At 71.3% G+C, this 21,406-nt stretch carries 20 protein-coding genes; 8 read left to right on the top strand and 12 right to left on the bottom strand.

Annotated elements, in window-relative coordinates; all coding sequences use genetic code 11:
• Positions 1-26 precede the first annotated feature (26 nt).
• Positions 27-398 (bottom strand): winged helix-turn-helix transcriptional regulator, encoded by a 372-nt coding sequence (locus tag ACIP63_RS17385; RefSeq protein WP_401516445.1) that lies wholly within the window; start codon positions 396-398, stop codon positions 27-29.
• An 84-nt stretch (positions 399-482) separates the two neighbouring features.
• On the opposite strand from ACIP63_RS17385, the gene ACIP63_RS17380 reads away from it, so the two are divergent.
• On the top strand, positions 483-1,388 hold the full coding sequence (locus tag ACIP63_RS17380; RefSeq protein ID WP_401516443.1) for an NAD(P)-dependent oxidoreductase: 906 nt from the start codon (positions 483-485) through the stop codon (positions 1,386-1,388).
• A 179-nt stretch (positions 1,389-1,567) separates the two neighbouring features.
• Positions 1,568-1,699 (top strand): hypothetical protein, encoded by a 132-nt coding sequence (locus ACIP63_RS17375; RefSeq protein WP_393756663.1) that lies wholly within the window; start codon positions 1,568-1,570, stop codon positions 1,697-1,699.
• Positions 1,700-1,727: 28 nt separating this feature from the next.
• Here ACIP63_RS17375 and ACIP63_RS17370 read toward each other — a convergent pair whose 3' ends face one another.
• The 5 genes from ACIP63_RS17370 to ACIP63_RS17350 form a co-directional block, all read right to left on the bottom strand.
• Positions 1,728-2,339: a dihydrofolate reductase family protein gene (locus ACIP63_RS17370; protein WP_401516442.1), complete on the bottom strand. Its 612-nt coding sequence runs from the start codon at positions 2,337-2,339 to the stop codon at positions 1,728-1,730.
• Between the two features lie 25 nt (positions 2,340-2,364).
• A complete protein-coding gene (locus tag ACIP63_RS17365; protein WP_401516441.1) occupies positions 2,365-4,392 on the bottom strand; it encodes a glycogen debranching N-terminal domain-containing protein in 2,028 nt (675 codons plus the stop codon).
• Entirely contained in the window at positions 4,389-5,777 is a 1,389-nt protein-coding gene (locus ACIP63_RS17360) for an MGH1-like glycoside hydrolase domain-containing protein (RefSeq protein ID WP_401516439.1), read from the bottom strand. The genes ACIP63_RS17365 and ACIP63_RS17360 overlap by 4 nt, the downstream gene beginning before the upstream one ends.
• Complete coding sequence (locus ACIP63_RS17355) at positions 5,774-6,574, bottom strand: TIM barrel protein (protein ID WP_401516438.1); 801 nt, start codon at positions 6,572-6,574, stop codon at positions 5,774-5,776. The genes ACIP63_RS17360 and ACIP63_RS17355 overlap by 4 nt, the downstream gene beginning before the upstream one ends.
• Before the next feature lie 71 nt (positions 6,575-6,645).
• Positions 6,646-7,692 carry a zinc-binding alcohol dehydrogenase gene (locus ACIP63_RS17350; RefSeq protein ID WP_401516436.1) on the bottom strand — a complete coding sequence of 349 codons (1,047 nt, stop codon included), beginning with the start codon at positions 7,690-7,692 and terminating at the stop codon, positions 6,646-6,648.
• A gap of 136 nt (positions 7,693-7,828) precedes the next feature.
• Between ACIP63_RS17350 and ACIP63_RS17345 the strand changes: the two genes are divergently transcribed.
• The 5 genes from ACIP63_RS17345 to ACIP63_RS17325 all read left to right on the top strand — a co-directional run bounded on the left by ACIP63_RS17345 (position 7,829) and on the right by ACIP63_RS17325 (position 13,423).
• Entirely contained in the window at positions 7,829-9,232 is a 1,404-nt protein-coding gene (locus ACIP63_RS17345) for an ABC transporter substrate-binding protein (RefSeq protein ID WP_401516434.1), read from the top strand.
• A 33-nt stretch (positions 9,233-9,265) separates the two neighbouring features.
• Positions 9,266-10,246 carry a carbohydrate ABC transporter permease gene (locus ACIP63_RS17340; protein WP_401516433.1) on the top strand — a complete coding sequence of 327 codons (981 nt, stop codon included), beginning with the start codon at positions 9,266-9,268 and terminating at the stop codon, positions 10,244-10,246.
• 14 nt (positions 10,247-10,260) lie between these two features.
• Positions 10,261-11,187: a carbohydrate ABC transporter permease gene (locus ACIP63_RS17335; RefSeq protein WP_401516927.1), complete on the top strand. Its 927-nt coding sequence runs from the start codon at positions 10,261-10,263 to the stop codon at positions 11,185-11,187.
• Positions 11,188-11,273: 86 nt separating this feature from the next.
• A complete protein-coding gene (locus tag ACIP63_RS17330) occupies positions 11,274-12,482 on the top strand; it encodes an ROK family transcriptional regulator (protein WP_401516431.1) in 1,209 nt (402 codons plus the stop codon).
• A gap of 35 nt (positions 12,483-12,517) precedes the next feature.
• Complete coding sequence (locus tag ACIP63_RS17325; RefSeq protein WP_401516429.1) at positions 12,518-13,423, top strand: Gfo/Idh/MocA family protein; 906 nt, start codon at positions 12,518-12,520, stop codon at positions 13,421-13,423.
• Positions 13,424-13,526: 103 nt separating this feature from the next.
• Here ACIP63_RS17325 and ACIP63_RS17320 read toward each other — a convergent pair whose 3' ends face one another.
• Entirely contained in the window at positions 13,527-14,699 is a 1,173-nt protein-coding gene (locus ACIP63_RS17320) for an epoxide hydrolase family protein (RefSeq protein WP_401516428.1), read from the bottom strand.
• Between the two features lie 103 nt (positions 14,700-14,802).
• On the opposite strand from ACIP63_RS17320, the gene ACIP63_RS17315 reads away from it, so the two are divergent.
• Entirely contained in the window at positions 14,803-15,378 is a 576-nt protein-coding gene (locus ACIP63_RS17315) for a CGNR zinc finger domain-containing protein (RefSeq protein ID WP_401516426.1), read from the top strand.
• A gap of 83 nt (positions 15,379-15,461) precedes the next feature.
• Here ACIP63_RS17315 and ACIP63_RS17310 read toward each other — a convergent pair whose 3' ends face one another.
• From ACIP63_RS17310 to ACIP63_RS17290, 5 genes are all read right to left on the bottom strand, one after another.
• Positions 15,462-16,565: a serine hydrolase domain-containing protein gene (locus ACIP63_RS17310; protein ID WP_401516425.1), complete on the bottom strand. Its 1,104-nt coding sequence runs from the start codon at positions 16,563-16,565 to the stop codon at positions 15,462-15,464.
• Positions 16,566-16,715: 150 nt separating this feature from the next.
• The gene (locus ACIP63_RS17305) at positions 16,716-18,539 is read right to left on the bottom strand and encodes a SpoIIE family protein phosphatase (RefSeq protein ID WP_401516424.1); all 1,824 of its coding nucleotides are present in this window, start codon (positions 18,537-18,539) and stop codon (positions 16,716-16,718) included.
• 200 nt (positions 18,540-18,739) lie between these two features.
• On the bottom strand, positions 18,740-19,954 hold the full coding sequence (locus ACIP63_RS17300; protein WP_401516422.1) for a thiolase family protein: 1,215 nt from the start codon (positions 19,952-19,954) through the stop codon (positions 18,740-18,742).
• The gene (locus tag ACIP63_RS17295; RefSeq protein ID WP_401516421.1) at positions 19,951-20,598 is read right to left on the bottom strand and encodes a CoA transferase subunit B; all 648 of its coding nucleotides are present in this window, start codon (positions 20,596-20,598) and stop codon (positions 19,951-19,953) included. Before ACIP63_RS17295 ends, ACIP63_RS17300 begins: the two co-directional genes overlap by 4 nt.
• The gene (locus tag ACIP63_RS17290) at positions 20,598-21,368 is read right to left on the bottom strand and encodes a CoA transferase subunit A (RefSeq protein WP_401516419.1); all 771 of its coding nucleotides are present in this window, start codon (positions 21,366-21,368) and stop codon (positions 20,598-20,600) included. The genes ACIP63_RS17295 and ACIP63_RS17290 overlap by 1 nt, the downstream gene beginning before the upstream one ends.
• Positions 21,369-21,406 lie beyond the last annotated feature (38 nt).

Genomic DNA, 21,406 nt, shown 5'->3' with positions numbered 1-21,406 from the left:
CCAAGCCTCGCCGGCCGGTCAACTGCTCAACCGTGTGGAGTCTCCACCACGTCGGCCCTCTCCGAGCCTTCACGGCCCATACGCTCGACCCCCCAGGCCCCGAGCGGTTCGAGCGCCTTGTTGAGCGTGTGCCCGTGCTCGGTCAGGGAGTACTCCACGCGGGGCGGCACCTCGGCGTAGACCTTCCGGTGCACGAGGCCGTCCGCCTCCATCTCTCGCAGGTGCTGGGTGAGCATCTTCTCGCTCACTCCCGGCAGCCCGCGGCGGAGTTCGGCGAACCGGCGTACGCGATGGGCGTCGAGCTCCCAGAGGATCAGTCCCTTCCACTTGCCGCTCACCACGTCGAACGCGGCGTCGATACCGCAGATGTAGGGTCCGCGTCTCGGTGCCTTGGCCATCAGTGGCTCCCCTTACTAAAAGGTAAGTACCGCAGTAAATAGTGGGTACTTCCGAGAGTAGTGGCGCTCTCCGACGATGAAGGGGTGAACGAACAGACCCGTAACACCGGACAAGACGACGCTGTCACCGTGATCGGGCTCGGCCCGATGGGCCGGGCGATGACACGCACCCTCCTCACCGCAGGCCGCCCCGTCACCGTATGGAACCGCACCGCCGCCCGCGCCGACGGCGTCGTCGCCGAGGGAGCGACGCGCGCGGCGACACCGCGCGAGGCCGTCGAGGCGAGCGGCCTCGTGATCCTCAGCCTCACGGACTACCGGGCGATGTACGACATCCTCGGCAGCGCCACCGGTTCGCTGGCCGGCCGGACGCTGGTGAACCTGAGTTCCGACACCCCCGATCGCACCCGCGAGGCTGCCACCTGGGCGGAGGGCCACGGGGCCGCCTTCCTCACCGGCGGGGTCATGGCCCCGGCGCCGATGGTCGGCACGGAAGCGTCCTACGTCTACTACAGCGGCCCGGGCGAAGTGATGGACAGTCACCGAGCGGCTCTGGCGCCGCTCGGGACACCCAGGTACCTGGGTGAGGATGCGGGCCTCGCCCAGATGATGTACCAGGCCCAGCTCACGGTGTTCCTCACCACTCTCTCCGCGTTGATGCACGCCACAGCGATGCTGGGGACCGCCGGGATGAAGGCCGAGGAGACGCTCCCGGAGCTGCTCTCCGCCGCCGACACGATCAGCGACATCCTGAGGGCCGGCGATGAGCGCCCCGGCGCCGCGCTCGATGCCGGCGAGCATCCCGGCGATCTCAGCACGGTCACCATGATGGGTGCGACGGCGGACCACATCGTCGAGACCAGCGCTTCACTCGGACTCGATCCCGCGCTTCCGCTGGCCGTGCAGGCCCACTACCGGCACGCGATCGAGGACGGGCACGGCAGCGACAACTGGACGCGCATCATCGACAGGATCCGGGCACCACGCTGACCGCACGCCCGTGCTTCTTCCGACTGTGCGGAGAAAGGTGACCGTCGCACTTGCATTCGGTTTCGATCGGCGGGAAAAATTGGGGCAAGGCGGACAGGTGCAGCTCTTAGGAGTCGCTCCGGCCGGCCGGACGGAAGGATCTGTGGTGCACAGGTCCGGCGGTATCGAGAGGTGATCTCATGGGCAAGATGGTTTCCGCGCTCAAGCTGCTGCGAGGGCGGAAGATGGAAGCGGACGGCAAGGCCCTTCAGGACCAGCGGCTGCGGGACGAGGGCCGTCGCCTGCAGGACCAGGTGCACGGACAGCGGTAGCGGCCCGTCCCCACCTGCCTCCCCTGGCTCAGGCGCCGGCCCCGTACACGCCCTTCTCCGGCAGCCCCGTCGATTCGAAGGTGTGCACCGAGAGCCCGCGCGCGGTCGTCCTGTGGCTGACGAGCCGCAGGCCGGCCGGGGCGCCGCCGTCCGGGAAGAGCCTCCGGCCCCGGCCCACCACGACCGGGGCGATCACCAGGCGCAGCTCGTCGACCAGGCCCGCGGCCAGCAAGGACTGGGCCAGCCGGGCGCTGCCGTGGATCTGCAGGTCCCGGCCGGGCAGGGCCTTCACCGCGGCGACCTGGGCGGGGACATCCCCGTCCAGGACCGTTGTCGGGTTCCACGCGGCCGTGGTGAGGCTGTGGGAGGCGACGTACTTGGGCAGGCCGTTCATGAGGGGCGCGAAAGGATGGTCGGTCATCGCCGGCCAGTCCCGGGCGAAGTTCTCGTAGGTGCGGCGGCCGAACAGCAGCGCGTCCGCTGTGCCGAGCCAGGCGGCAGCCACCTCCTCGAACTCCTCGTCCAGGTGCGGTACGAACCAGCCACCCTGGTCGAAGCCGTCACTCCGGTCCTCGTCCGGGGCCCCGGGGCCCTGGGAGACACCGTCGAGGGACAGGAACTCCTGTACGACAAGCCTCATCGCGCACCACTCACTTCCGCCGACGTCACGGCCGCTGCGGCCTCCGGTCCACGGGAGACGACTGTGCCACCCCCGGGTCACCGGGGTGGGCAGGAACACGTTCGTCGTCCTCATCGAGCAGCGCGGTGAGGACGGCCAGGGGAGTCGCCGCCGCCCAGGCCTGCGGTGAACAGGAGTGGGGGTACGGAACAGGCCGAGGGTGCTGGGCGCGCGAGTAGCCCGCCATGACCTCGGGCAGCCGGTGACCGTGGTGGGCCGACGCCTCCAGCAGACCGAGGGCGACCGTGCGCGCCTCGTCCCGCAGGCCGCACCGTGCCAGACCGAGCAGGATGACCGCGTTGTCGTGCGGCCAGCACGTGCCCCGGTGGTACGAGAGCGGGTGGTACCCCGGCTGGCCGGACGCCAGCGTACGGACGGCCCAGCCCGAGAAGAAGTCGGGTTCCAGCAGACGCCGCCCCACGCGCCGCGCGTGCCGGTCGTCCAGGATGCCGGACCACAGCAGGTGCCCGGCGTCCGAGGCCAGCGAGTCGACCTGCCTGCCCCGGCCGTCCAGGGCGAGCGCCGGGAAGTCGGGGCCGGGCATCCAGAAGTCCCGCAGGAACCGGGCCCGCAGACCGGCGGCGGCGCTGTCGAGCCGGTCGGCGTACGCGTCGTCGTCCCACACCGAGCGGGCCAGCCGCGCGGTGCGCACCAGTGCGTCGTAGGCGTAGCCCTGTGCCTCCGCGACCGCGATCGGCCCCTCGGCCTGGGTGCCGTCGAGGAAGCAGACGGCGCCGTCGGAGTCCTTCCAGTTCTGGTTCACCAGGCCCTGCGGGTCGGGCGAGTAGACCAGGTAGCCGCCGTCGTCCAGGCCGCCGTCGCGGAACATCCAGTCCACGGCCGCCCGGGCGTGGTCCTCCAGACGGGCGGCCAGGGCACGGTCGCCCGTGGCTTCGGTGAAGCTCTCCAGGAGTACGAGGAAGAGCGGGGTGGCATCGACCGAGCCGTAGTAGCGGCCGTACGGCACCTGGCGGAAGTGAGCCAGTTCGCCGTGCCGGATCTCGTGGACGATGCGCCCGGGCTGCTCGCCGCGGCCGGTGTCGTACTCCGTGCCCTGGGTGGCGGCGAGGGCACGCAGGGTGCCCTCCGCCAGCTCCGGCCGGTACGGAAGCGCGAAGAGCGAGGTGAACAGCGAGTCACGCCCGAAGAGCGTGAGGAACCAGGGGATCCCCGCCGCCGGTACGCGTACGCGCTCACCGTCCGGGCCGATGGCGGGGACCCGCAGGGCCGCCAGGTCGCTCAGCCCACGGGCACAGGCGGCGGCCAGACCCTCGGGCGCACCGGCCGGAACGGGCAGCGGCACGCCCGTGAACGCCGACGTGTCCGCCGCGCGCTCCGCGACCGCCTCGGCCGGTGTGCCGACGAGGGCCGGCGCGGGCGCGCCGTGCGCGTACGCCGTGACGGTGATCAGGAGTTCGGCGGTGCCGTGGGCGGGCAGTTCCAGGTGCCAGTCCAGCCGGTGGGCCGTGTCCGGTTCGCCGACGGGCCGGACGGCGTCCGGGGCGGGCGTGGAGCACACCGCCGTACGGGACAGCCATTTGCCGCGCTCGTAGGTGAAGGTGACCCCCTCGGCGTGGGCGCTCGCCGTGCGCAGGGCGCCGGCCTTCTCGTACCGCCGCTTGTCGGAGCGCAGTTCGAACTGGTCGGCGAAGTCGGCGTCGGCGGTGAGGGAGAGGATCGCGGTGACGGGCGTCGGACGGTTGTTCACCAGCCGCAGACACTCCGTCAGGACACCCGCGTCGACAGCCTGTTCACGGAAGACGGTGTAGCCCGCCGGTTCGTCCCGGGTGCCCGGGGGTGTGAGCACGCACCGGGCGGACGCCTCGCCGTCCGACGGCACCAGCACGGCCGGCTCGGTGCCGTCGACGGTCAGGGTCCACCGGCTCAGATGCCGGGCGTCGCGATGGAACAGTCCGTCGGGGGAGGTGCCGCGACGGCCGCTCACACCGCCGTCGGCCCCGAGGACCGCGAAGGTGCCCGCCCGGACCAGCGTGGTCTCCGCCGTGCCGTTCACGTGTGCGCTCCGATCGGGGTGGGGTGAGGGGCACCGCCGTCGGCCGGCCGCGTGGCGGCCAGCAGATCGAGGGTGAGGGCGGCCGTCCAGCCGAAGGAGCGGGTGCCGCGGGCCTCGGCCGTGAACGGGTCCACGTACTCGGCGAAGGAACTGGCTCCGGCGGCGTCGAGCATGGCCGCGCGCAGGGAATCGGCGGCCTGCGCGTGTCCGCACCGGCGCAGACCGCGCTCCAGCAGCCAGTTGGTGTTGAACCAGGCGGGACCGCGCCAGTAGCGGGAGGGGTCGAAGGCGTGCCCGGTGATGTCGTACGACGGAGCCATCGGGACCTCGCCGAGGCGGAAACCGGTGCCGGTCGCCGTGCCGAGCAGGGCGTCCACGATGTCCTGGGGGAGGCCGGGCACCACGAGCGGGACGAGCCCGGCGACGCTGCGCTCGGGGATCAGCTCGCCACCGACCAGGTCACGGCAGAGGAACATGCCGTCGGCGGGCGACCAGAGGCGCTCCACCAGGGCCGCGGTGAGACGCGCCGCCCGCACCTCGTGGGGGGCGGGGTCCGCCCCCGTCTCGGCGGCGATCCGGGCCAGCGCGTGCTCGGAGACGATCAGCAGCGCGTTGACGCAGGGGTCCTCGACCGCGAAGGCGTGCCCGCCCGGCACGTCCGCGTAACCGCTGTCGCGGTAGTCGGCGGCGAGCCGCACATAGCGTCCGTAGTCCAGGTCGGTGGGCCGTTCCGAGGCCTGCCCGTGGTCGAGGTCGGCGCGCCGGTACGAACCGGGGGCGGCCGGCTCGACACGTCCCAACGGGCCGTCCCAGCACGGGCTGTTGTCCATGCCGGGTTCCCACGGGTGCACCATGGCCGACAGCCCGCCGCCGCCGAGGTCGCGGGGGCCCGTGAGGTAGTCGTGCCAGGCCACGAGCCGGTCGTACACACGGGGCAGGAAACCGCGGCTGCGCGAGGTCTCCGGGTCCGCCTGGTGGACGAGCCAGGCCGCGAGCGCGTGCACCGGGGGCTGCACGATGCCGGAGGTCTCGGTGCCGGCCGGGGCGCCTGCCGTGGCGCCGTCCGTGGAGGAGCGCCAGAAGTCGGGGCTGGGGAAGTACGCGTCGAGGGGCACGGCGGGGCTGAACACGATGTGGGGGACGCGCCCGTCGGCCCACTGCGCGCCCAGCAGGCTCTCCAGCTCACGCTGGGCCCGGCGCACCGACAGATGGCGCAGACCGATCGCGATGAAGGCCGAGTCCCAGCTCCACTGGTGCGGATACAGACCGCGCGACGGGACGGTGGAGGACCCCGTCCAGTTGGTGAGGAGTACCCGTGCCGCGCCGCGCCGAAGCGTCAGGTGATCGGCGGCGGCGGGCACGGGGGTTTCGAGCAGCGACGTCACGCGCCGGACCTCCGGAGGAACGCCGGGACGGAGCGCACGGCCGCGACGGGGTCGCCGGTCAGCCGGCACTCGGCGGCGAGGTAACCGTCGTAGCCGATGCTGTGCAGCGCGCCGATCCAGGCGGGCCAGTCGAGGTGGCCGGCTCCCGGCTGGAAGCGGTTCGAGTCGCTGACCTGGGCGTGGCCGATGTAGGGGGCCGCCGCCAGGATCGAGGCCGAGGGGTCGGCCTCCTCGATGTTCATGTGATAGCTGTCGATACCGATGCGGACGGAGTCCAGGCCCACCGTACGGATCAGGTCGACGGCCTGCTCCAGCCGGTTGACCATGTGGTCCTCGTACCGGTTGAGCGGCTCCAGGTAGAGGGTCACGCCCTCGCGGCGCGCGTGCTCGCCCAGCTCGGAGAGGCCGGACAGCAGCACCTCGCGGTCCTGCTCCTCGGTGCGCGGCGGCTCGAACGGGGGGAGCCTGCGCGAGAACATCCCGTAGGACGCGGGGGTCTGGACGCCGAGCGCTCCGATCTCGGCGGCGACGGAGAGCTGGGACTTCATCTGCTCCAGGGCGTCGCGGCGCAGGCCGTCGTCGAACGCGGCGAAGAAGTGCAGCATGTCGACGCAGACGGTCGGCATGACCACGCCGTCGGCGAGGGCCTGCTTGAGCTCGGGCAGGCGGTCACGGAAGTGGAAGTCCCCCTTCGACCGCAGCTCCACGGCGTCGTAGCCGGCGTCCTGGGCGAAGGCCCACTTCTCCTGGAGTGTGTCGCCGGGGAGGAGCTGTTCCTGGCAGGCGGTTTTCAGCATGGGGTGCCTTTCGGCGCCGTCGGAGGGCGCTCGGGAGTTCCGGTGGATGGATCGGTCCTGGCCGCGGGGGCTCAGAACTCCAGGACGACCTGGAGGGCGTCGGCGGGCGTCTCGTCGAGCAGCACATACGCGTCGGCGGCTTCCGCCACCGGCACGACGTGGCTGACCAGGGACTTCACGTCGACCTGGCCTTCGGCGACCAGCGAGAGGAAGGTCTGCTGGAGCCGCTCGACGGTCCAGCGCCCCGCCAGCTGCGGGGGCACTCCGCCGATCTGGGAGCAGATCAGCTGCACCCGGTTGTGGTGGAACTCGTCGCCGAGGCGGAGACCCGCGCCGTCGCCCTGGTAGAAGCCGGACGCCACGACCCGGCCGCCGACGGTGACGGAGCGCACGGCCTCGTGGAGGGCCGGGTACACACCGCTGATCTCGATCGCGACATCGGCGCCCGCCCCGCCGGTGGCGGCCCGGATGCTTTCGGCGACGGTGCCGGTACGGGCGTTGAGGGTGTGCCGTGCCCCGTACTCACGGGCCGTCGCGAGCCGGCCGTCGAGTGCGTCGACCGCGGTGACGCGTGCGCCGTTGAGCTGGGCGAGACGGGTGGTGAGCAGCCCGATGACGCCCTGGCCGAAGACGGCCACGTCCTCGCCCAGGTGGATGTCGGCGGCGAGGATCGCGTTGTACGCGATGGCGCCGACCCGGGCGAAGGCCCCGGCGAGCGGTTCCAGGCCCGCGGGCAGGGTGTGGCCGACCATGCGCTCGGCCGGGACGATGCCCTCGCTGCGGTGCCCCCAGATGCCCCAGACCAGATCGCCCTCGACCGGCATACCGGGCGTGCCGACGAGCTCGGGCGAGACCTCGGTGACCTCGCCGACCTCGGAGTAGCCCCAGCCGGCCACCGGGTACTCGATCCCGGCCGCCCCGTCGCGGAAGATCCGGGCCTCGGCGTCCCAGGTGCGTGTCAGGTACGGATTTGTCCCCCGGTAGGCGGTGAGTTCGGTTCCTGCCGAAATGCCGGAGTAGCGGGTGCGGACCCGCAGGTGTCCTGCGGGAAGCGGAGCGCTTTCGTGCTCGGCGACTTCGACCTGACGGGGGCCGGTGAACTGGACGACGCGTTCCACGGGGGGCTCCGGTAGTGCTTGGAGGGGTGTTGCTCGCTGACTTCAGTCGAAGATATCTCAGAGTTATGTCTTGTCAACAAGCAAAAGTAATGCTGAGATGCGTCAGGAAAGTGCGTAAGTGGCGTGAGGACACAGCATGGTGATGAAGACCCGACGGTCGAGGGTGACCCTGTTCGGGCTCGCCGCGACCCTGGCCGGGGGCCTCCTGGCCGGCTGCTCCGGCAGCTCCGGCGCAGAGAAGCCCGACAACAGGATCACGGTGTGGTCGCAGGAGAACCTGCCGCCGAGGATGGCGGCGACCAGGAAGGTCATCAGCCGCTTCGAGAAGGAGAGCGGCGTCGAGGTCGACCTCGTCGGCGTGGACGAGGCCCAGCTGCCGCAGCTGATCATGTCCGCCGCCGCGGCCGGCAAGCTCCCGGATGTGATCGGGGCGGTCCCGATGGGCCAGGTCTGGCAGATGTACGGCAACGGCCTGCTGAACACCGAGGTCGCGGACCGCATCGTGAAGGACCTGCGGCCGGACACGTTCAACAGCAACGCGCTCGAGCTCACCTCGGACCGGGGCACCAGGCTGGGCGTCCCCTCCGACGCCTGGCTCCAGATCCTCGTCTACCGCAAGGACCTGTTCGCGAAGGCCGGACTCGACGCACCGGAGGACTACCCGAGCGCCCTGAAGGCCGCCGCCGCCCTCGACAAGGGCGGCCGGGACGGCATCTCGCTGGCCACCGACCCCTCGGACGTCTTCACCCAGCAGAGCTTCGAGGACCTCGCCCTGGCCAACGGTTGCCAGCTGGTCGACGAGGCGGGCGAGCCCGCACTCGACTCCCCGGCGTGCCGCAACGCCTTCGCCGCGTACGACGACCTCGCCCGCGAGCACGGAGCGCCCGGCACCCAGAGCGTGGACTCCACCCGCGCCACCTACTTCGCCGGGCAGTCGTCGATGATGGTCTGGTCGTCCTTCCTCCTGGACGAGCTCGCGGGACTGCGGTCCGACGCGCTGCCCAGCTGCCCGGAGTGCAAGAAGGACCCGAAGTTCCTCGCCCGTAACACCGGCGTCGTCACCTCCCTGAAGGGCCCCGACGGCAAGGAACCCGCCCAGTTCGGAGAGATCACGTCCTGGGCCGTCACGCGGTCCGCCGAGACGGACGCCTCCCAGAAGTTCATCGAGTACATGATGGGCAAGGGTTACGCGGACTGGTTCGGCATGGCCCCCGAGGGCAAGATCCCCGTCCGTACCGGCACGGCGGAGAAGCCCGGCTCCTTCGAGCAGGCGTGGCGCGCCAGCGTCATGGGCGTCGACCGCCGCGAATCCATGCAGAAGGCCTACCCCTCCGCGCTCCTCGACCGGCTCGTCACCGGTGTCGGAGGCATGAAGCGGTGGGGCCTGACCCAGGGGCAGGGCGCCCTCGTCGGCGCCACGAACGGCGAACTCCCCGTCGCCAAGGCCATCGGGGCGATGACCAGCGGCCAGCTCTCGCCCGACGAGGCCGCCGAGGAGGCCAACGACGAAGTGGCCGCCCTCCAGAAGTCCCTCCAGTAGCCGCCCGCCGCTCCCTCACGAGGTAACCGACCCATGAGCACAATCACGAGCGGCGCGAAGAAGCGCCGCGTACCGCCGCAGAGTACGAGCAGGCGGGAGAACCGCGCGGGCCTCGCCTTCGTGACCCCCACCTTCCTGGTGGTCCTGGTCGTGGTGATCCTGCCGATCCTCTGGACCGTCCTGCTCGCCTTCCAGAACGCCAAGCTGGTCGACATCCAGGAGAACGGCCTCTTCGGCCGCTGGACCCTGGACAACTTCTCCCAGGTCTTCGGCTCGCCCGGCTTCTGGAGCAGCCTCGGCACCACGCTCCTCTACACCGTCGGCGCCACCGCCGGCTCCGTCGCCCTCGGCCTGATCGCCGCCCTCGCCCTGCGCAAGCCCTTCCGCGGAAGGGGCGCACTGCGCGCCGCCATGCTCCTGCCGTACGTCGCCCCCGTGGTCGCGGTCTCCTTCGTGTGGGAGGTCGCACTCAGCCCGCAGTACGGCATCGTGAACGAATGGGGCCGGAAGCTCTTCGGATGGGACGACCCCATCGCCTTCCTCTCCACCCGGTCCTACGAAGTCGGTGTGCTCGGGGTCCACTTCGACATCCCGCTGGCGCTCCTCACCGTCATCGCCTTCGAGACCTGGCGCTACTTCCCGTTCGCCTTCCTCTTCATGCTCGCCCGCCTCCAGGCGGTCCCCGCGGGCCTGGAGGAGGCCGCCGAGGTCGACGGTGCCACGCTGTCCCAGCGCTTCCGGCACATCCTGCTGCCGCAGCTGATGCCCGTCATCGCCCTGCTGTCCGTCCTCCGCTTCATCATGACGTTCAACAAGTTCGACGACATCTACCTGCTCACCGGCGGCGGTTCAGGCACGGACGTCGTGGCCGTCCGCGTCTACGACTTCCTCACCTCGCGCTTCGACGTCGGAGCCGCCTCCGCGCAGGCCCTCGTCCTCGCCGTGGTGCTCATGGCCCTCCTGGGCGTCTACTTCAAGTTCTTCGGCAAGAAGATGCAGGAGGAGTCGGCATGACCTCCACACCGACCATGACCCGTGACCAGGCGGAGCGCACCACCCGCCAGCTGCCGGCGCCGCGGCGCCCCCGGCTCACCCGCGCCCAGTTCGAGGAGCGGTTCTTCGGAGTCCTGCGCTGGGTGGTGATCGCCTTCCTCGCGGCGATCACGATCGTGCCCTTCTACTACATGCTGATGCTGTCGGTGAAGCCCATCGACGCACTCCTCCTGGACCCGGGCAACCTCTGGGTCTCGGCGAAGGACTTCACGCTCGACACGTACGAGAGCGTCCTCAAGTCCTCGGAGGACGGGGGCCAGGGCTTCCTCGGCATGCTGGTCAACTCGGCACTCGTCGCCATCGCCACCGTCCTGCTCACGCTGGCCGCCGCGGTACCGGGCGCGTACGCCGTCAGCCGGCTGAAGTTCTTCGGCAACCGCCAGATCAGCGCGGTCTTCCTGGCCGTCTACCTGTTCCCGGCCACGCTGCTGGCCGTCCCGCTCTTCGTCATGTTCGCGAAGATGGGGCTGTCGGGGAGCCTCGTGGGGCTCGCCATCGTCTACATCGCGCAGACCGTGCCCGTCTCGATCTACATGCTGAAGAACTACTTCGTCACCATCCCGTTCAGCATCGAGGAGGCGGCGGCGATCGACGGCGCGTCACGGCTGCAGACCGTACGCAAGATCATCCTGCCGCTCGCCCTGCCGACCCTCATGGCCACCGGGCTGTACGTCTTCATGATCGCCTGGAACGAGTTCCTGTTCGCCCTCCTCTTCCTGGCGGCCGACCCCGAACGGTGGACCGTCTCCCTCGGTCTCCAGCAACTGGCCAACGGCATCGAGGTGTCCAAGACGGTGCTGATGGCCGGGTCGGTCGTCCTCACCATCCCTGTGGTACTCCTTTTCTTCTCCGCCGAACGGCTCCTCACCGAGGGCCTGACCAGCGGTGCGGACAAGGGCTGACGCCGGATCCGGGAGGCCGGCGGGGAGAGACCGAACGTCCCCTCGGGGCGGGCACGGACGCGACAGACAGGGCGAGGACGGCGGGGATGGCAGGAAACCAGGCCAGCGCGGGGCATCTGCTTCAGCTCATTCGCAGCGGCGAAGCCACCACGCGCGGCGAGCTCCAGCAGGCGACCGGCCTGTCCCGCTCCACGGTGGGACACCGGCTCGACCAGCTCTTCGGAGCGGGCTGGCTGCGCGGCGCAACCGGCACCTCCACCGGCGGACGTCCCTCCGCCCGGCTGGAGTTCGACCCGGGGCACGCCGTGGTGCTCGTCGCGGACCTGGAGACCCGGCACGCCCGCGTCGCCGCGCTCGACCTCTCCGGCACCGTACTCGCCGAGCACACCGGGGCCCTCGTCATCGCCGACGGCCCCGACCGCGCCCTGGACCAACTCGCGCGCTGGTTCGGCCCGCTGCTTGCCGAGGCGGGGGTGGGGGCCGAGCGTGTCTGCGGTATCGGGCTCTCCGTTCCGGGGCCGGTGGACTGGGAGTCGGCCCAGATCGTGCAGCCACCGATCATGCCCGGCTGGGACCGCTTCCCCGTACGGGAACGACTGCGCGAGGCCTGGGCCGAGCACGTCGGTCCGATGCCGGCCGCCGGACCCCTGCCCGTCTTCGTCGACAACGACGCCAACCTGATGGCCCTGGCCGAGCAGCGGGCCGGTCACCCGGACTGCAGCGCCTTCGTCCTGATCAAGGCGTCCACGGGGATCGGCGCCGGCGTCGTCGTCGGAGGCGAGGTCTACCGGGGCATCGACGGCGGAGCGGGCGACATCGGCCACATCCGCCTGCACGACCGCCCCGACGCACTGTGCATGTGCGGGTCCTACGGGTGCCTCGCCGCCGTCGCCAGCGGCCGGTCGATCGCCGGGCAGCTCACCGCGGCCGGTGTCCCCACCGCGTCGGGCTCCGACGTACGCGAGCATCTCGCCGCGGGCCAGCCGGACGCCGTCAGGCTCGCCCGCGAGGCGGGGCAGCGCGTCGGCGAGGTCCTCGTCACGGTCGTGACGCTGCTCAACCCCGGCGTGCTGATGCTCAGCGGCGACCTGGCCGGCACCCCGTTCCTCACCGGCGTCCGCGAACTCATCTATCAGCGCGCCATGCCGCGCACCACCGCCCACCTCCAGGTCGTCACCTCCGAACTGGGCGACCGCGCGGCCCTGGTCGGAGCCGCCCGCATGGTCATCGACCACCTGTACGCACCCGAACGCGCCGACGCCCGCCTCGCGGCACTCGCCCGTACCGGCGCCTGAGCACACCGCCCCACAGCAGAACGACGGAGAGCACCATGTCCACCGCACCCCTCCCGGACAGCCGCCCCCACGAACCGGTCCGCGTCGGCCTCGTGGGCGCCGGCCCCTGGGCCCGGGCCATGCACGCCCGCATGCTCGCGGCCGGGCCGGAAACCTCACTGGCGGCGGTCTGGGCGCGCCGCCCCGAGGCCGCGGCCGAGGTCGCCGAGCCCTACGGCGCACCGGTCGCCGCCTCCTTCGAGGAGCTCCTCGACCGCTGCGAGGCGGTCGCGTTCGCCGTACCGCCCGCCGTGCAGGCCGCCCTCGCACCCCGTGCCGCGGCCGCGGGCCGCGCCCTCCTGCTGGAGAAGCCGCTCGGCGCCGATCTCGACGCGGCCCGCGCCGTGGCGGACGCCGTCCGCGACCACGGAGTGGTCTCCCAGCTCGTCCTCACGAAGCGGTACCACCCGGCCACCCGCGCCTTCCTCGCCGAGGCGGCCACCCGCGAGGTCACGGGAGCCCGCTCCTGCTATCTGCACGGGGCCTTCCTCGGCGGGGAGTTCGCCACGTCCTGGCGGCTGGAACACGGCGCGCTGCTCGACCTCGGTCCCCACCTCCTGGACCTCCTCGACACCGCGGTCGCGCCCATCGTCTCCGTACGGGCGACCGGGGACCCGCGCCGCTGGGTCGAGCTGACCTGCGAGCACGAGAACGGCGCGGTCAGCCAGGCGTCCCTCTCGGGCTGCGTGCGGCTTCCGCAGGCCAGGACCAGGATCGAACTGTTCGGCGCGGGGGAGGAGTTGGTCTACGACACGGCGGGCATCGACCACGAGGAATGCTGGCCGGTCCTCCGGCGCGAGTTCGCCACCGCGGTCAGGACCGGCCGGGGAACCGGCATCGACGCCGCCCACGGCCTGCACATACAGGAACTGCTCGACATGGCGGCCCGCACGGCCGGCTGAGCCGTGCAAGGGCGCGGAACAGCGCGGATTCCAGATCCAGCCCACCCAACGCCTCGACGGGATCAGGCGGTGACCGGTGCCGGGTCGCCGTCGCGGAGTGAGGTCACCGACGGGCGGCCAGCACCGCGGCGAGGCCCTCTTGCAGATCTTTGACGAAGTATTCGGGGACCTCCAGCGACGGGAAATGGCCCCCGGCTTCGGGCGTCCTCCAGTGCACGATCCGTCGGTACCGCTCCTGCGCCCAGGGGCGCGGACACTTCTCGACGTCCCGGGGATACATGGTGAGTGCCGCCGGGACGCCGACCCGAAGTTCGGGGTCCAGCGAGTTGTGGCTTTCGTAGTAGATGCGGGCCGCCGATGCGCCGGTCCGCGTCAGCCAGTACAGGGTGACGTCGTCGAGAACGCGGTCCATCGAGATCGTCTCGAACGGGCTGTCCTCGGTGTCCGACCACTCGGCGAACTTGTCGAGTATCCAGGCAAGAAGCCCGACCGGTGAGTCGACGAGCGAGTAGCCGATGGTCTGCGGCCGGGTCGCCTGCTGCTTCGCGTACGCGGCGCGGTGACGCCAGAAATCACGGGTTTCCTCGGTCCACTCGCGCTCGACCGCCGTCAGCCCCTCCGTAGTCAGCCCGGGCGGTCCCTCCGCGAACGTGGTGTGGATGCCGAGGACGTGCGCCGGGAACCTGCCGCCGAGAACCGTGGTGATATTGCCTCCCCAGTCGCCGCCGTGGGCCACGAACGTGTCGTAGCCGAGCCTTCCCATCAGCTCCACCCATGCGGCCGCGATCTTCTCGGTTCCCCACCCGGTGGTCTCCGGCTTGTCGCTGTAACCGAAGCCTGGCAGCGACGGGACCACGACGTGGAACGCCGGCATGTCCGCATCCTTCGGATCTGCCAGCTCGTCCACTACGTCGATGAACCGAACGACGCTGTCCGGCCAGCCGTGCGTCAGGAGCAGAGCAGTGGCATCCGTGCGCGGGGACCGGCGGTGCAGGAAGTGGATTCCCAGGTCATCGATGGTCGTGCGGAACTGGCCGATCTGGTTGAGGCGCTCCTCGAACGACCGCCAGTTGTACGCGGTGCGCCAGTAGTTCACGACGTCGACGAGGTCGGCGAGAGGGACGCCCTGCTCCCATCGGCGAGGGCCGGGCGCGGCGCGATGGACCGTCTCGGCCTCCGGCAGCCGCGCCGAGGCCAGTCGCGCACGCAGATCGTCGAGATCGGCGTCAGTGGCACGGGCTTCAAACGCTTGCACGTCGCTGGTCGGACGGGGCATGAGACCTCCTGGCCGTCGTGGAGCCGGCTTCGGCCCTATGGGAACCGGCTAAGACGGTTCTAACAGGTCTCCGCGCCCAGCTGCAACCGGCTATGGTGGTTCCATGTGTGCTGCGTTCCCTGACTTCCGCCTCGGCAAGGTGCTCGCGATGAGCTTCACGGGGACTCTGTCGGAGCGGCGTGGCGACGCTGTGGAGCGCATTCCCACGCCTCAGCGGCTTATCGACTGGCTGGCGGTGAGCGGCCTCGACGTGGACTCCTGCACCACCGCCCAGCTCGAACACGCCCGGGAACTGAGGGAGTCGATTCACGCCGCCGCGACAGCGGCCGCGGTCCAGGACGCTCTCCCCGTATCCGCTGTCCACGTCATCAACGACTGCAGCGCTCAAGGCCGGGCCGCGGCGATCCTGACGCCCGAGGGCGAGCGGCGATGGCGGCTCAGTTCGGCTGCCCGCGTGGAGGATGCCCTCAGCGTGATCGCCGCCGACGCGATCAGCGTCATCGCAGGCGAGCGAGACGGGCAATTGGCCTTGTGCGCGTCACCGACCTGCCAAGCCGCTTTCTTCGACACCAGCCGGAGTCGCACCCGAAAATGGTGCGATATGAACACGTGCGGGAATCGTCAGAAGAAGGCGCGATTCCATGCCAACCAGCGCAGAAGCCTGAGACCGGCGGAGTGATGGTCACCCACGTTCGCTGATCTCCCGGACGTCCGGCACGGCCTGACCCATGCCCGCCCGGTACCGGCGGACACGGGCCGAGGTCACCTGTGGCCCTTGCCGCACAGCGCGGCGTCCACTGCGCCCTGGAGATGCTTCAGACTGTCGCCCTCGGCGGCCCACGTCGTCGTGTAGACGGTCACCGTGCCCCGGCCGCCCGTGGCCCTACCGCCGCCCACCGAGCCGCCGGGCAGGTCGCCGCCGTGGCCCCAGTAGACGCCGCCGCAGCTGAGCGGGATCGAGGCGACGCCGTAGCCGTAGCGGCTGCCCGCGGGGTAGACGTCCCTGCCCCCGATGCCGGTGGTGTCCCGCGTCATCAGCCGCAGCGCCCGGTCGGGCAGGAGCCGGCCGCCGAACAGGCCGTCCCAGAAGGCGTTGAGATCCTCGGGTGTGGAGACGAGTCCGCCTGACGCGCCGAACTCGTAGCCCGGAAGCTCGGTCACGTCCACGACGCCTGCCTCCGGGGACGCGGGGTGCACGCCGTAGTTGCGGGCGTGCGGGCCGCGCAGGGTCAGCTCGCCCGGGGCCGGCCAGTAGGTGTCCTCCAGGTGCAGCGGGCGAAGGATCGTACGCTCGACGTAGGTGCGGAAGCCGACGCCCGAGGCCTTGTCGATCACCATGCCGAGCACCAGGTAGTTGGTGTTCGAGTAGCCCCAGTCCTCCCCGGGCTCGAAGACGGGCTCCGCGTCGAGCGCCAGTGCCAGATACTCCTCCGATGTGCCGGCCTCGGACCAGTCGACCAGTGCGGAGTACTCCGGCAGCCCGCTGGTCTGCTTCAGCAACTGACGTACGGTGATGGCGCTTCCGGAGAGCTGGGGCACATAGGTTCCGGCGCGGTCGTCGAGGCGTATCCTCCCGTCCGCGACCAGGCGCATGACGGCGGTCGCGGTGAACGCCTTGGTGTCGCTGGCCAGCCGGAACCTGCCCTGGGCGCCGGGCATGTGACGGCCGGACACCAGATCCGCGACCCCGGCGGTCCGGATGGCCCTGCCGTCGTACGCGAGCGCGCCGGGAACACCGTCCCTGTCCACGAGCAGGTCCAACTGCCGCTGCACCGGGTCCGACGGACGGGCGGCGGCCACGGGGGCGAGCGCCCCGGTCAGTGTGGCGGCGATCAGGACGGCTGCGGCGAGGTGCCTGCGGTGCATGGGTGTTCCCCCTGGGTCGTGGCCCGGATCACGCGGGCCGGTCGGTCGCTCACCGATGACCCTGCCAGGCGCCGGCCGGAAGATCAGTGCGTCCTGGCCCCGGATCGAAGGTGTCCCCAACCCCCCTTGCCGGGACGCACGTCGTATGCCTCAGGCCGGTTCGGAGGTGTCCCTGACGGGCGTGTCCTCGATGCGGGAGCCGGGCGCTCCGCGGTTGTCGGCGGCCGGGCTGTGCGCAAGCCGCGCCGGTGCCTCGTCGGGGCCGGCGCCGACGCCCGCCGCCGGGATGCGCAGGACCAGCAGGGCGACGTCGTCTCCGCTGGGGTCGATGCGGACCAGCAGTTCGTCGAGGAAGTCCTCGACGTCGCGACGGGCCAGGGCCGCGGCATGCCGGCGCAGCGTGGCGAGACCGGCTTCGATGTCGCGGGTGCGGCTCTCGACGAGCCCGTCCGTGTACAGCAGCAGCGTCGACCGGGGCGGGAGGTCCACACGGGCGTCGGGCCACCCCAGCCCCATGTGCAGGGCCGAGCTGAGACCGAGGAGGGGGCCGTGACCGCCTTCGAGGAAGCGGGTGTGCCCGTCGGCGGTGATCAGGAGCGGCGGCGGATGGCCGGCGTTGACCCAGTGGAGCTGCCAGGGCCCGCCCTCCTCGCCTTCGATCCGGGCGAAGACGCAGGTGGCCATGGGGGCATCGCTCGTATGGGTCATGGCCTCGTCCAGACGGCGCATGATCAGGCTGGGGGGTTCCGTCCGGTCCCAGGCCAGGGCGCGCAGCATGTTGCGGACCTCGGCCATGTGGGCCGCGGCCTTGAGATCGTGGCCGACGACGTCCCCGATGACCATCGTCAGGACGCCGTCGCCCAGGAGGAAGGAGTCGTACCAGTCCCCGCCGATCTCGGCGGCGCTCTCGGCGGGCCGGTAGCGGGCCGCCATCGCGAGGTGGTCGACCTGCGGCAGGGGAGTGAGGAGCTGGCGCTGCATGGTCTCGGCGACGTGCCGCTGCTGCTCGAACAGTACGGAGGCCTCCATGACCAGGCCGGCGCGGCGCGCGATGTCGGCCAGTACGAAGACCTCGGCCTCGCTGTAGGAGGATCCGGGGTCCACCCGCGCCACGGTCAGCGCGCCGAAGACCTGCCGCCGGGTGTGCAGGGGCACCACGACGGCGCAGCTACCTCCCAGCCGGTCGAACAGTTCCCGGTGGGCGCGCGCGAGCGGGCTGTCCGGCAGTTCCGCGAGGGCGTCCGCGTCGAGTACGACGGGCTCGGCGCTCCGCATGGCCTGGACCACGGCTGAACGGGTGGACTCGGGCAGGGGAGGCAGCGGGCCCTTGAGCGCCTCCGCGGCCCGGTGGTCGCGAGGGGCGCGGACGGCGACGCGCTGCATCTCGCCCGCCTGCCTTGCCGTGTGCACGTCGATCGCCGCCCAGTCACCCATGTCCGGCACGAGCAGTCCGGCCAGTCTGTCCAGCATCTCGGGCGTCTCCAGGGCGGAGATCAGGACCGTCGACACCTCCGCCACCATCGTCAGCCGGGCGGTGAGCCCCTCCAGGGCCGCGAGATACGCCGCGGTCTGCTCGGCCGCGTCGCGGTGCAGGCTGAAATCGTGGAAGACGACCACCGAGCCTTGCGCGTGCCCCTCGTGCCGCAACGGTGTGGCCGCCCAGATGATCGGCACCAGGGTGCCGTCCCCGCGCAGGAAGAGCTCCTCGCTGCCCTCGGCGGGCCGACCGCTCCCCAGAACGGCCAGCATGACGCACTCGTCCCGCGGGGGCGTGGCGCCGTCCGGTCCGCGGTGCAGCAGGTCGTGCATGTCGTGACCGAGCATCTGCTTCTGCGGACGGCGGAGGATCTGCTGCGCGCGGGGGTTGCACGCGGTGAGCCGGCCGGTGTTGTCGGTGACGAACACCCCGGTCCCCAGGCTGTCGAACACCGTGCGCATGAAGCCGATCTCCAGCAGCCCCTCCGCGGACCTCATCGAGCGGCCCTCGCCGTGAACGGACGGGCCTCTCCGCCCGTGCTCGCCGTCCTCACGCCTTCCGGACCGCCCGGCGGCGGCAGCCGCACGGGCGGGATCGTGTCCGCCGCCGGAATCGCGGTCTGGGAGGTCATGCCGTCCATCATTCATCCGGCAGGCCCGTTCCGCCGCTCGGGAGGAGCCGCCCCCGCAGCCCCGGGCTACCTCTCCAGCACCAGTGCGGAGCCCTGGCCCACGCCGATGCAGAGTGTCGCCACGCCGGTCCCGGACCCGGCGGCCCTCAGCTGGTGCGCGACGGACCCGGCGAGGCGGGCTCCCGAGGCGCCGAGCGGGTGGCCGATCGCGATCGCCCCACCACGAGGGTTGAGGACGGACGGGTCGAGGTCGGGCCACTCGGCGGCGCAGCCCAGCACCTGGGCGGCGAACGCCTCGTTGAGTTCGAGGGCGGCGAGGTCGGCGAAGCTCCTGCCCGCCCGGTCCAGTGCCCTGTTCACGGCCTCGACGGGGGCGAGCCCGAAGTAGTGCGGTTCGTTGGCCGCCACGGCGGAAGCCGTGATCCGGGCCAGCGGTTCGCGGCCGGTGGCGCGCAGGCCTTCCTCGTCAGCCAGCAGCAGGGCCGCCGCACCGTCGTTCAGCGGGGAGGAGTTGCCCGCGGTGACGGTGCCGCCTTCCGTACGGAAGGACGGGCGGAGCTTGGCCATGGCCTCCAGCGAGGCGTCGTCCCTGATGCACTCGTCCCGGTCGACGACGAGCGGATCGCCCTTGCGACGCGGGATGGTCAGGGGCACGATCTCCCCGTCGAACAACCCCGCAGCCCGTGCCGCCGACGCCTTCCGGTGGGAGGCGAGAGCGAACTCGTCCTGCTGTTCCCGGCTGATGGCGTGCTTGTCGGCGATCAGCTCGGCACTCTCGCCGAGCGGCACCGTCCACTGCGGATCCATCCGCGGGTTGACCATGCGCCAGCCGAGGGTGGTCGAGTACATCTCGGTGTGCCCGGCGGGGAAGGCACGGTCGCTCTTGGGCAGGACGTACGGGGCGCGGGTCATCGACTCGACGCCGCCGGCCACGACGAGCGAGTGGTCCCCGAGCGCCACCGCACGGGCGGCGTGCACGACGGCTTCGAGGCCGGAGGCGCAGAGGCGGTTGACGGTCACGCCGGGGACGGAGACCGGCAGTCCGGCGAGGAGCGCGGCCATCCTGCCGACGTTGCGGTTCTCCTCACCCGCGCCGTTGGCGTTTCCCAGCACCACGTCACCGATGCGCGCCGGGTCGAGGTCAGGGGTGCGGTCGAGCAGCGCGCGGATGGTGTGGGCGGCGAGGTCGTCGGGCCGTACCTGCGCGAGTGCCCCGTTGTACCTGCCGATCGGGGTGCGGACGGCGTCGACGACGTACACGTCGCGGGGGCGGAAGCTCATGAGGCGGTCCTTTCGGGGGTGAGGACCGGGGCGGCCGTCCTCGCCAGGACCTCGGCGGCGGTCACCCCGGGTGCGGTCTCCACCAGGACCAGGCCGTCGTCGGTGACGTCGAGCACGGCGAGATCCGTGATGATGCGGTGGACGCACGCCTTGCCGGTCAGCGGCAGGGTGCACTCCTCGACGATCTTCGGGCTGCCGTCCTTGGAGGTGTGCGTCATGGTCACGATGACGCGGCGGGCCCCGTGCACGAGGTCCATGGCCCCGCCGATGCCGGTCACCATCTTCCCCGGCACCGCCCAGTTGGCGAGGTCGCCCCGGGCCGAGACCTCCATGGCCCCGAGGACGGCTGTGTCGATGTGACCGCCCCGGATCATCCCGAAGGAGAGCGCCGAGTCGAAGAACGAGGCTCCGGGACGCACGGTCACCGTCTCCTTGCCCGCGTTGATCAGATCGGGGTCGACCTCCTCGTCGTACGGGAAGGCGCCGGTGCCCAGGATGCCGTTCTCGGACTCCAGGACGACGTGCACACCCTCGGGCAGGTGGTTCGGGATCAGCGTCGGCAGTCCGATGCCGAGGTTGACGTATTCGCCGTCGCGCAGCTCCGCGGCCGCCCTGGCGGCCATCTCGTTCCGGTTCCAGGCCATCAGCCCTGTGCCCCCCGCTCCGTGATCGTCCGCTTCTCGACCTTCTTGTCCACGGCCTGCTCGGGTGTCAGCGCGACCACCCGCTGCACGAAGATGCCGGGCAGGTGCACGTGGTCCGGGTCGATCTCGCCCGGTTCGACCAGCTCCTCGACCTCCGCCACGGTGATGCGGCCGGCCATGGCGGCGAGCGGGTTGAAGTTGCGCGCGGACTTGTTGAAGACCAGATTGCCGTGCCGGTCGCCCCTCGCCGCCCTGACGAGGGCGAAGTCGGTGCGGATGCTGTGCTCCAGGACGTACTCGGTGCCGCCGAAGTCGCGTACCTCCTTGGCCGGGGAGGCCACGGCCACTCCGCCGTCGCCGTCGTAGCGCCAGGGGAGCCCGCCGTCGGCGACCTGCGTGCCCACGCCGGCGGGGGTGTAGAACGCGGGTATCCCCGCCCCGCCCGCCCGGAGCCTCTCGGCGAGGGTGCCCTGGGGGATCAGCTCCAGCTCCAGCTCACCGCCGAGGTACTGTCGGGCGAACTCCTTGTTCCCGCCGATGTACGAGCCGGTCACCCGGGTGATCCGGCCCGCGGAGAGCAGCACCGCGAGCCCCGAGTCCATCGCCCCGCAGTTGTTGGACACGACACCGAGTCCGCTGACGCCGCTCGCGTACAGAGCGTCGATCAACACGTTCGGCACACCGCTGAGACCGAAGCCTCCCACCGCCACCGAAGCGCCGTCCGGCACGTCGGCGACGGCCAGCGCCGCTGACGCGACCACCTTGTCCATGGGACCGTCCATCCAATAGTGTTCGCATAGTGAAGTTT

The organism is Streptomyces sp. NPDC088746 (assembly GCF_044751065.1).
In the GTDB taxonomy this organism is placed as follows: domain Bacteria; phylum Actinomycetota; class Actinomycetes; order Streptomycetales; family Streptomycetaceae; genus Streptomyces.
Note: the sequence above shows the minus strand (reverse complement) of the source record. Positions and strands in the feature narration are given on the sequence as shown.

Bases quoted from the DNA above. Each gene is read 5' to 3' on its own strand.
- ACIP63_RS17320 (WP_401516428.1), bottom strand. From the start codon at position 14,699: ATGCCCCGTCCGACCAGCGACGTGCAAGCGTTTGAAGCCCGTGCCACT.
- ACIP63_RS17310 (WP_401516425.1), bottom strand. From the start codon at position 16,565: ATGCACCGCAGGCACCTCGCCGCAGCCGTCCTGATCGCCGCCACACTG.
- ACIP63_RS17370 (WP_401516442.1), bottom strand. From the start codon at position 2,339: ATGAGGCTTGTCGTACAGGAGTTCCTGTCCCTCGACGGTGTCTCCCAG.
- ACIP63_RS17355 (WP_401516438.1), bottom strand. From the start codon at position 6,574: ATGCTGAAAACCGCCTGCCAGGAACAGCTCCTCCCCGGCGACACACTC.
- ACIP63_RS17335 (WP_401516927.1), top strand. From the start codon at position 10,261: ATGACCCGTGACCAGGCGGAGCGCACCACCCGCCAGCTGCCGGCGCCG.
- ACIP63_RS17385 (WP_401516445.1), bottom strand. From the start codon at position 398: ATGGCCAAGGCACCGAGACGCGGACCCTACATCTGCGGTATCGACGCC.
- ACIP63_RS17290 (WP_401516419.1), bottom strand. From the start codon at position 21,368: ATGGACAAGGTGGTCGCGTCAGCGGCGCTGGCCGTCGCCGACGTGCCG.
- ACIP63_RS17325 (WP_401516429.1), top strand. From the start codon at position 12,518: ATGTCCACCGCACCCCTCCCGGACAGCCGCCCCCACGAACCGGTCCGC.
- ACIP63_RS17315 (WP_401516426.1), top strand. From the start codon at position 14,803: ATGTGTGCTGCGTTCCCTGACTTCCGCCTCGGCAAGGTGCTCGCGATG.
- ACIP63_RS17295 (WP_401516421.1), bottom strand. From the start codon at position 20,598: ATGGCCTGGAACCGGAACGAGATGGCCGCCAGGGCGGCCGCGGAGCTG.
- ACIP63_RS17340 (WP_401516433.1), top strand. From the start codon at position 9,266: ATGAGCACAATCACGAGCGGCGCGAAGAAGCGCCGCGTACCGCCGCAG.
- ACIP63_RS17305 (WP_401516424.1), bottom strand. From the start codon at position 18,539: ATGAGGTCCGCGGAGGGGCTGCTGGAGATCGGCTTCATGCGCACGGTG.
- ACIP63_RS17330 (WP_401516431.1), top strand. From the start codon at position 11,274: ATGGCAGGAAACCAGGCCAGCGCGGGGCATCTGCTTCAGCTCATTCGC.
- ACIP63_RS17300 (WP_401516422.1), bottom strand. From the start codon at position 19,954: ATGAGCTTCCGCCCCCGCGACGTGTACGTCGTCGACGCCGTCCGCACC.
- ACIP63_RS17375 (WP_393756663.1), top strand. From the start codon at position 1,568: ATGGGCAAGATGGTTTCCGCGCTCAAGCTGCTGCGAGGGCGGAAGATG.
- ACIP63_RS17345 (WP_401516434.1), top strand. From the start codon at position 7,829: ATGGTGATGAAGACCCGACGGTCGAGGGTGACCCTGTTCGGGCTCGCC.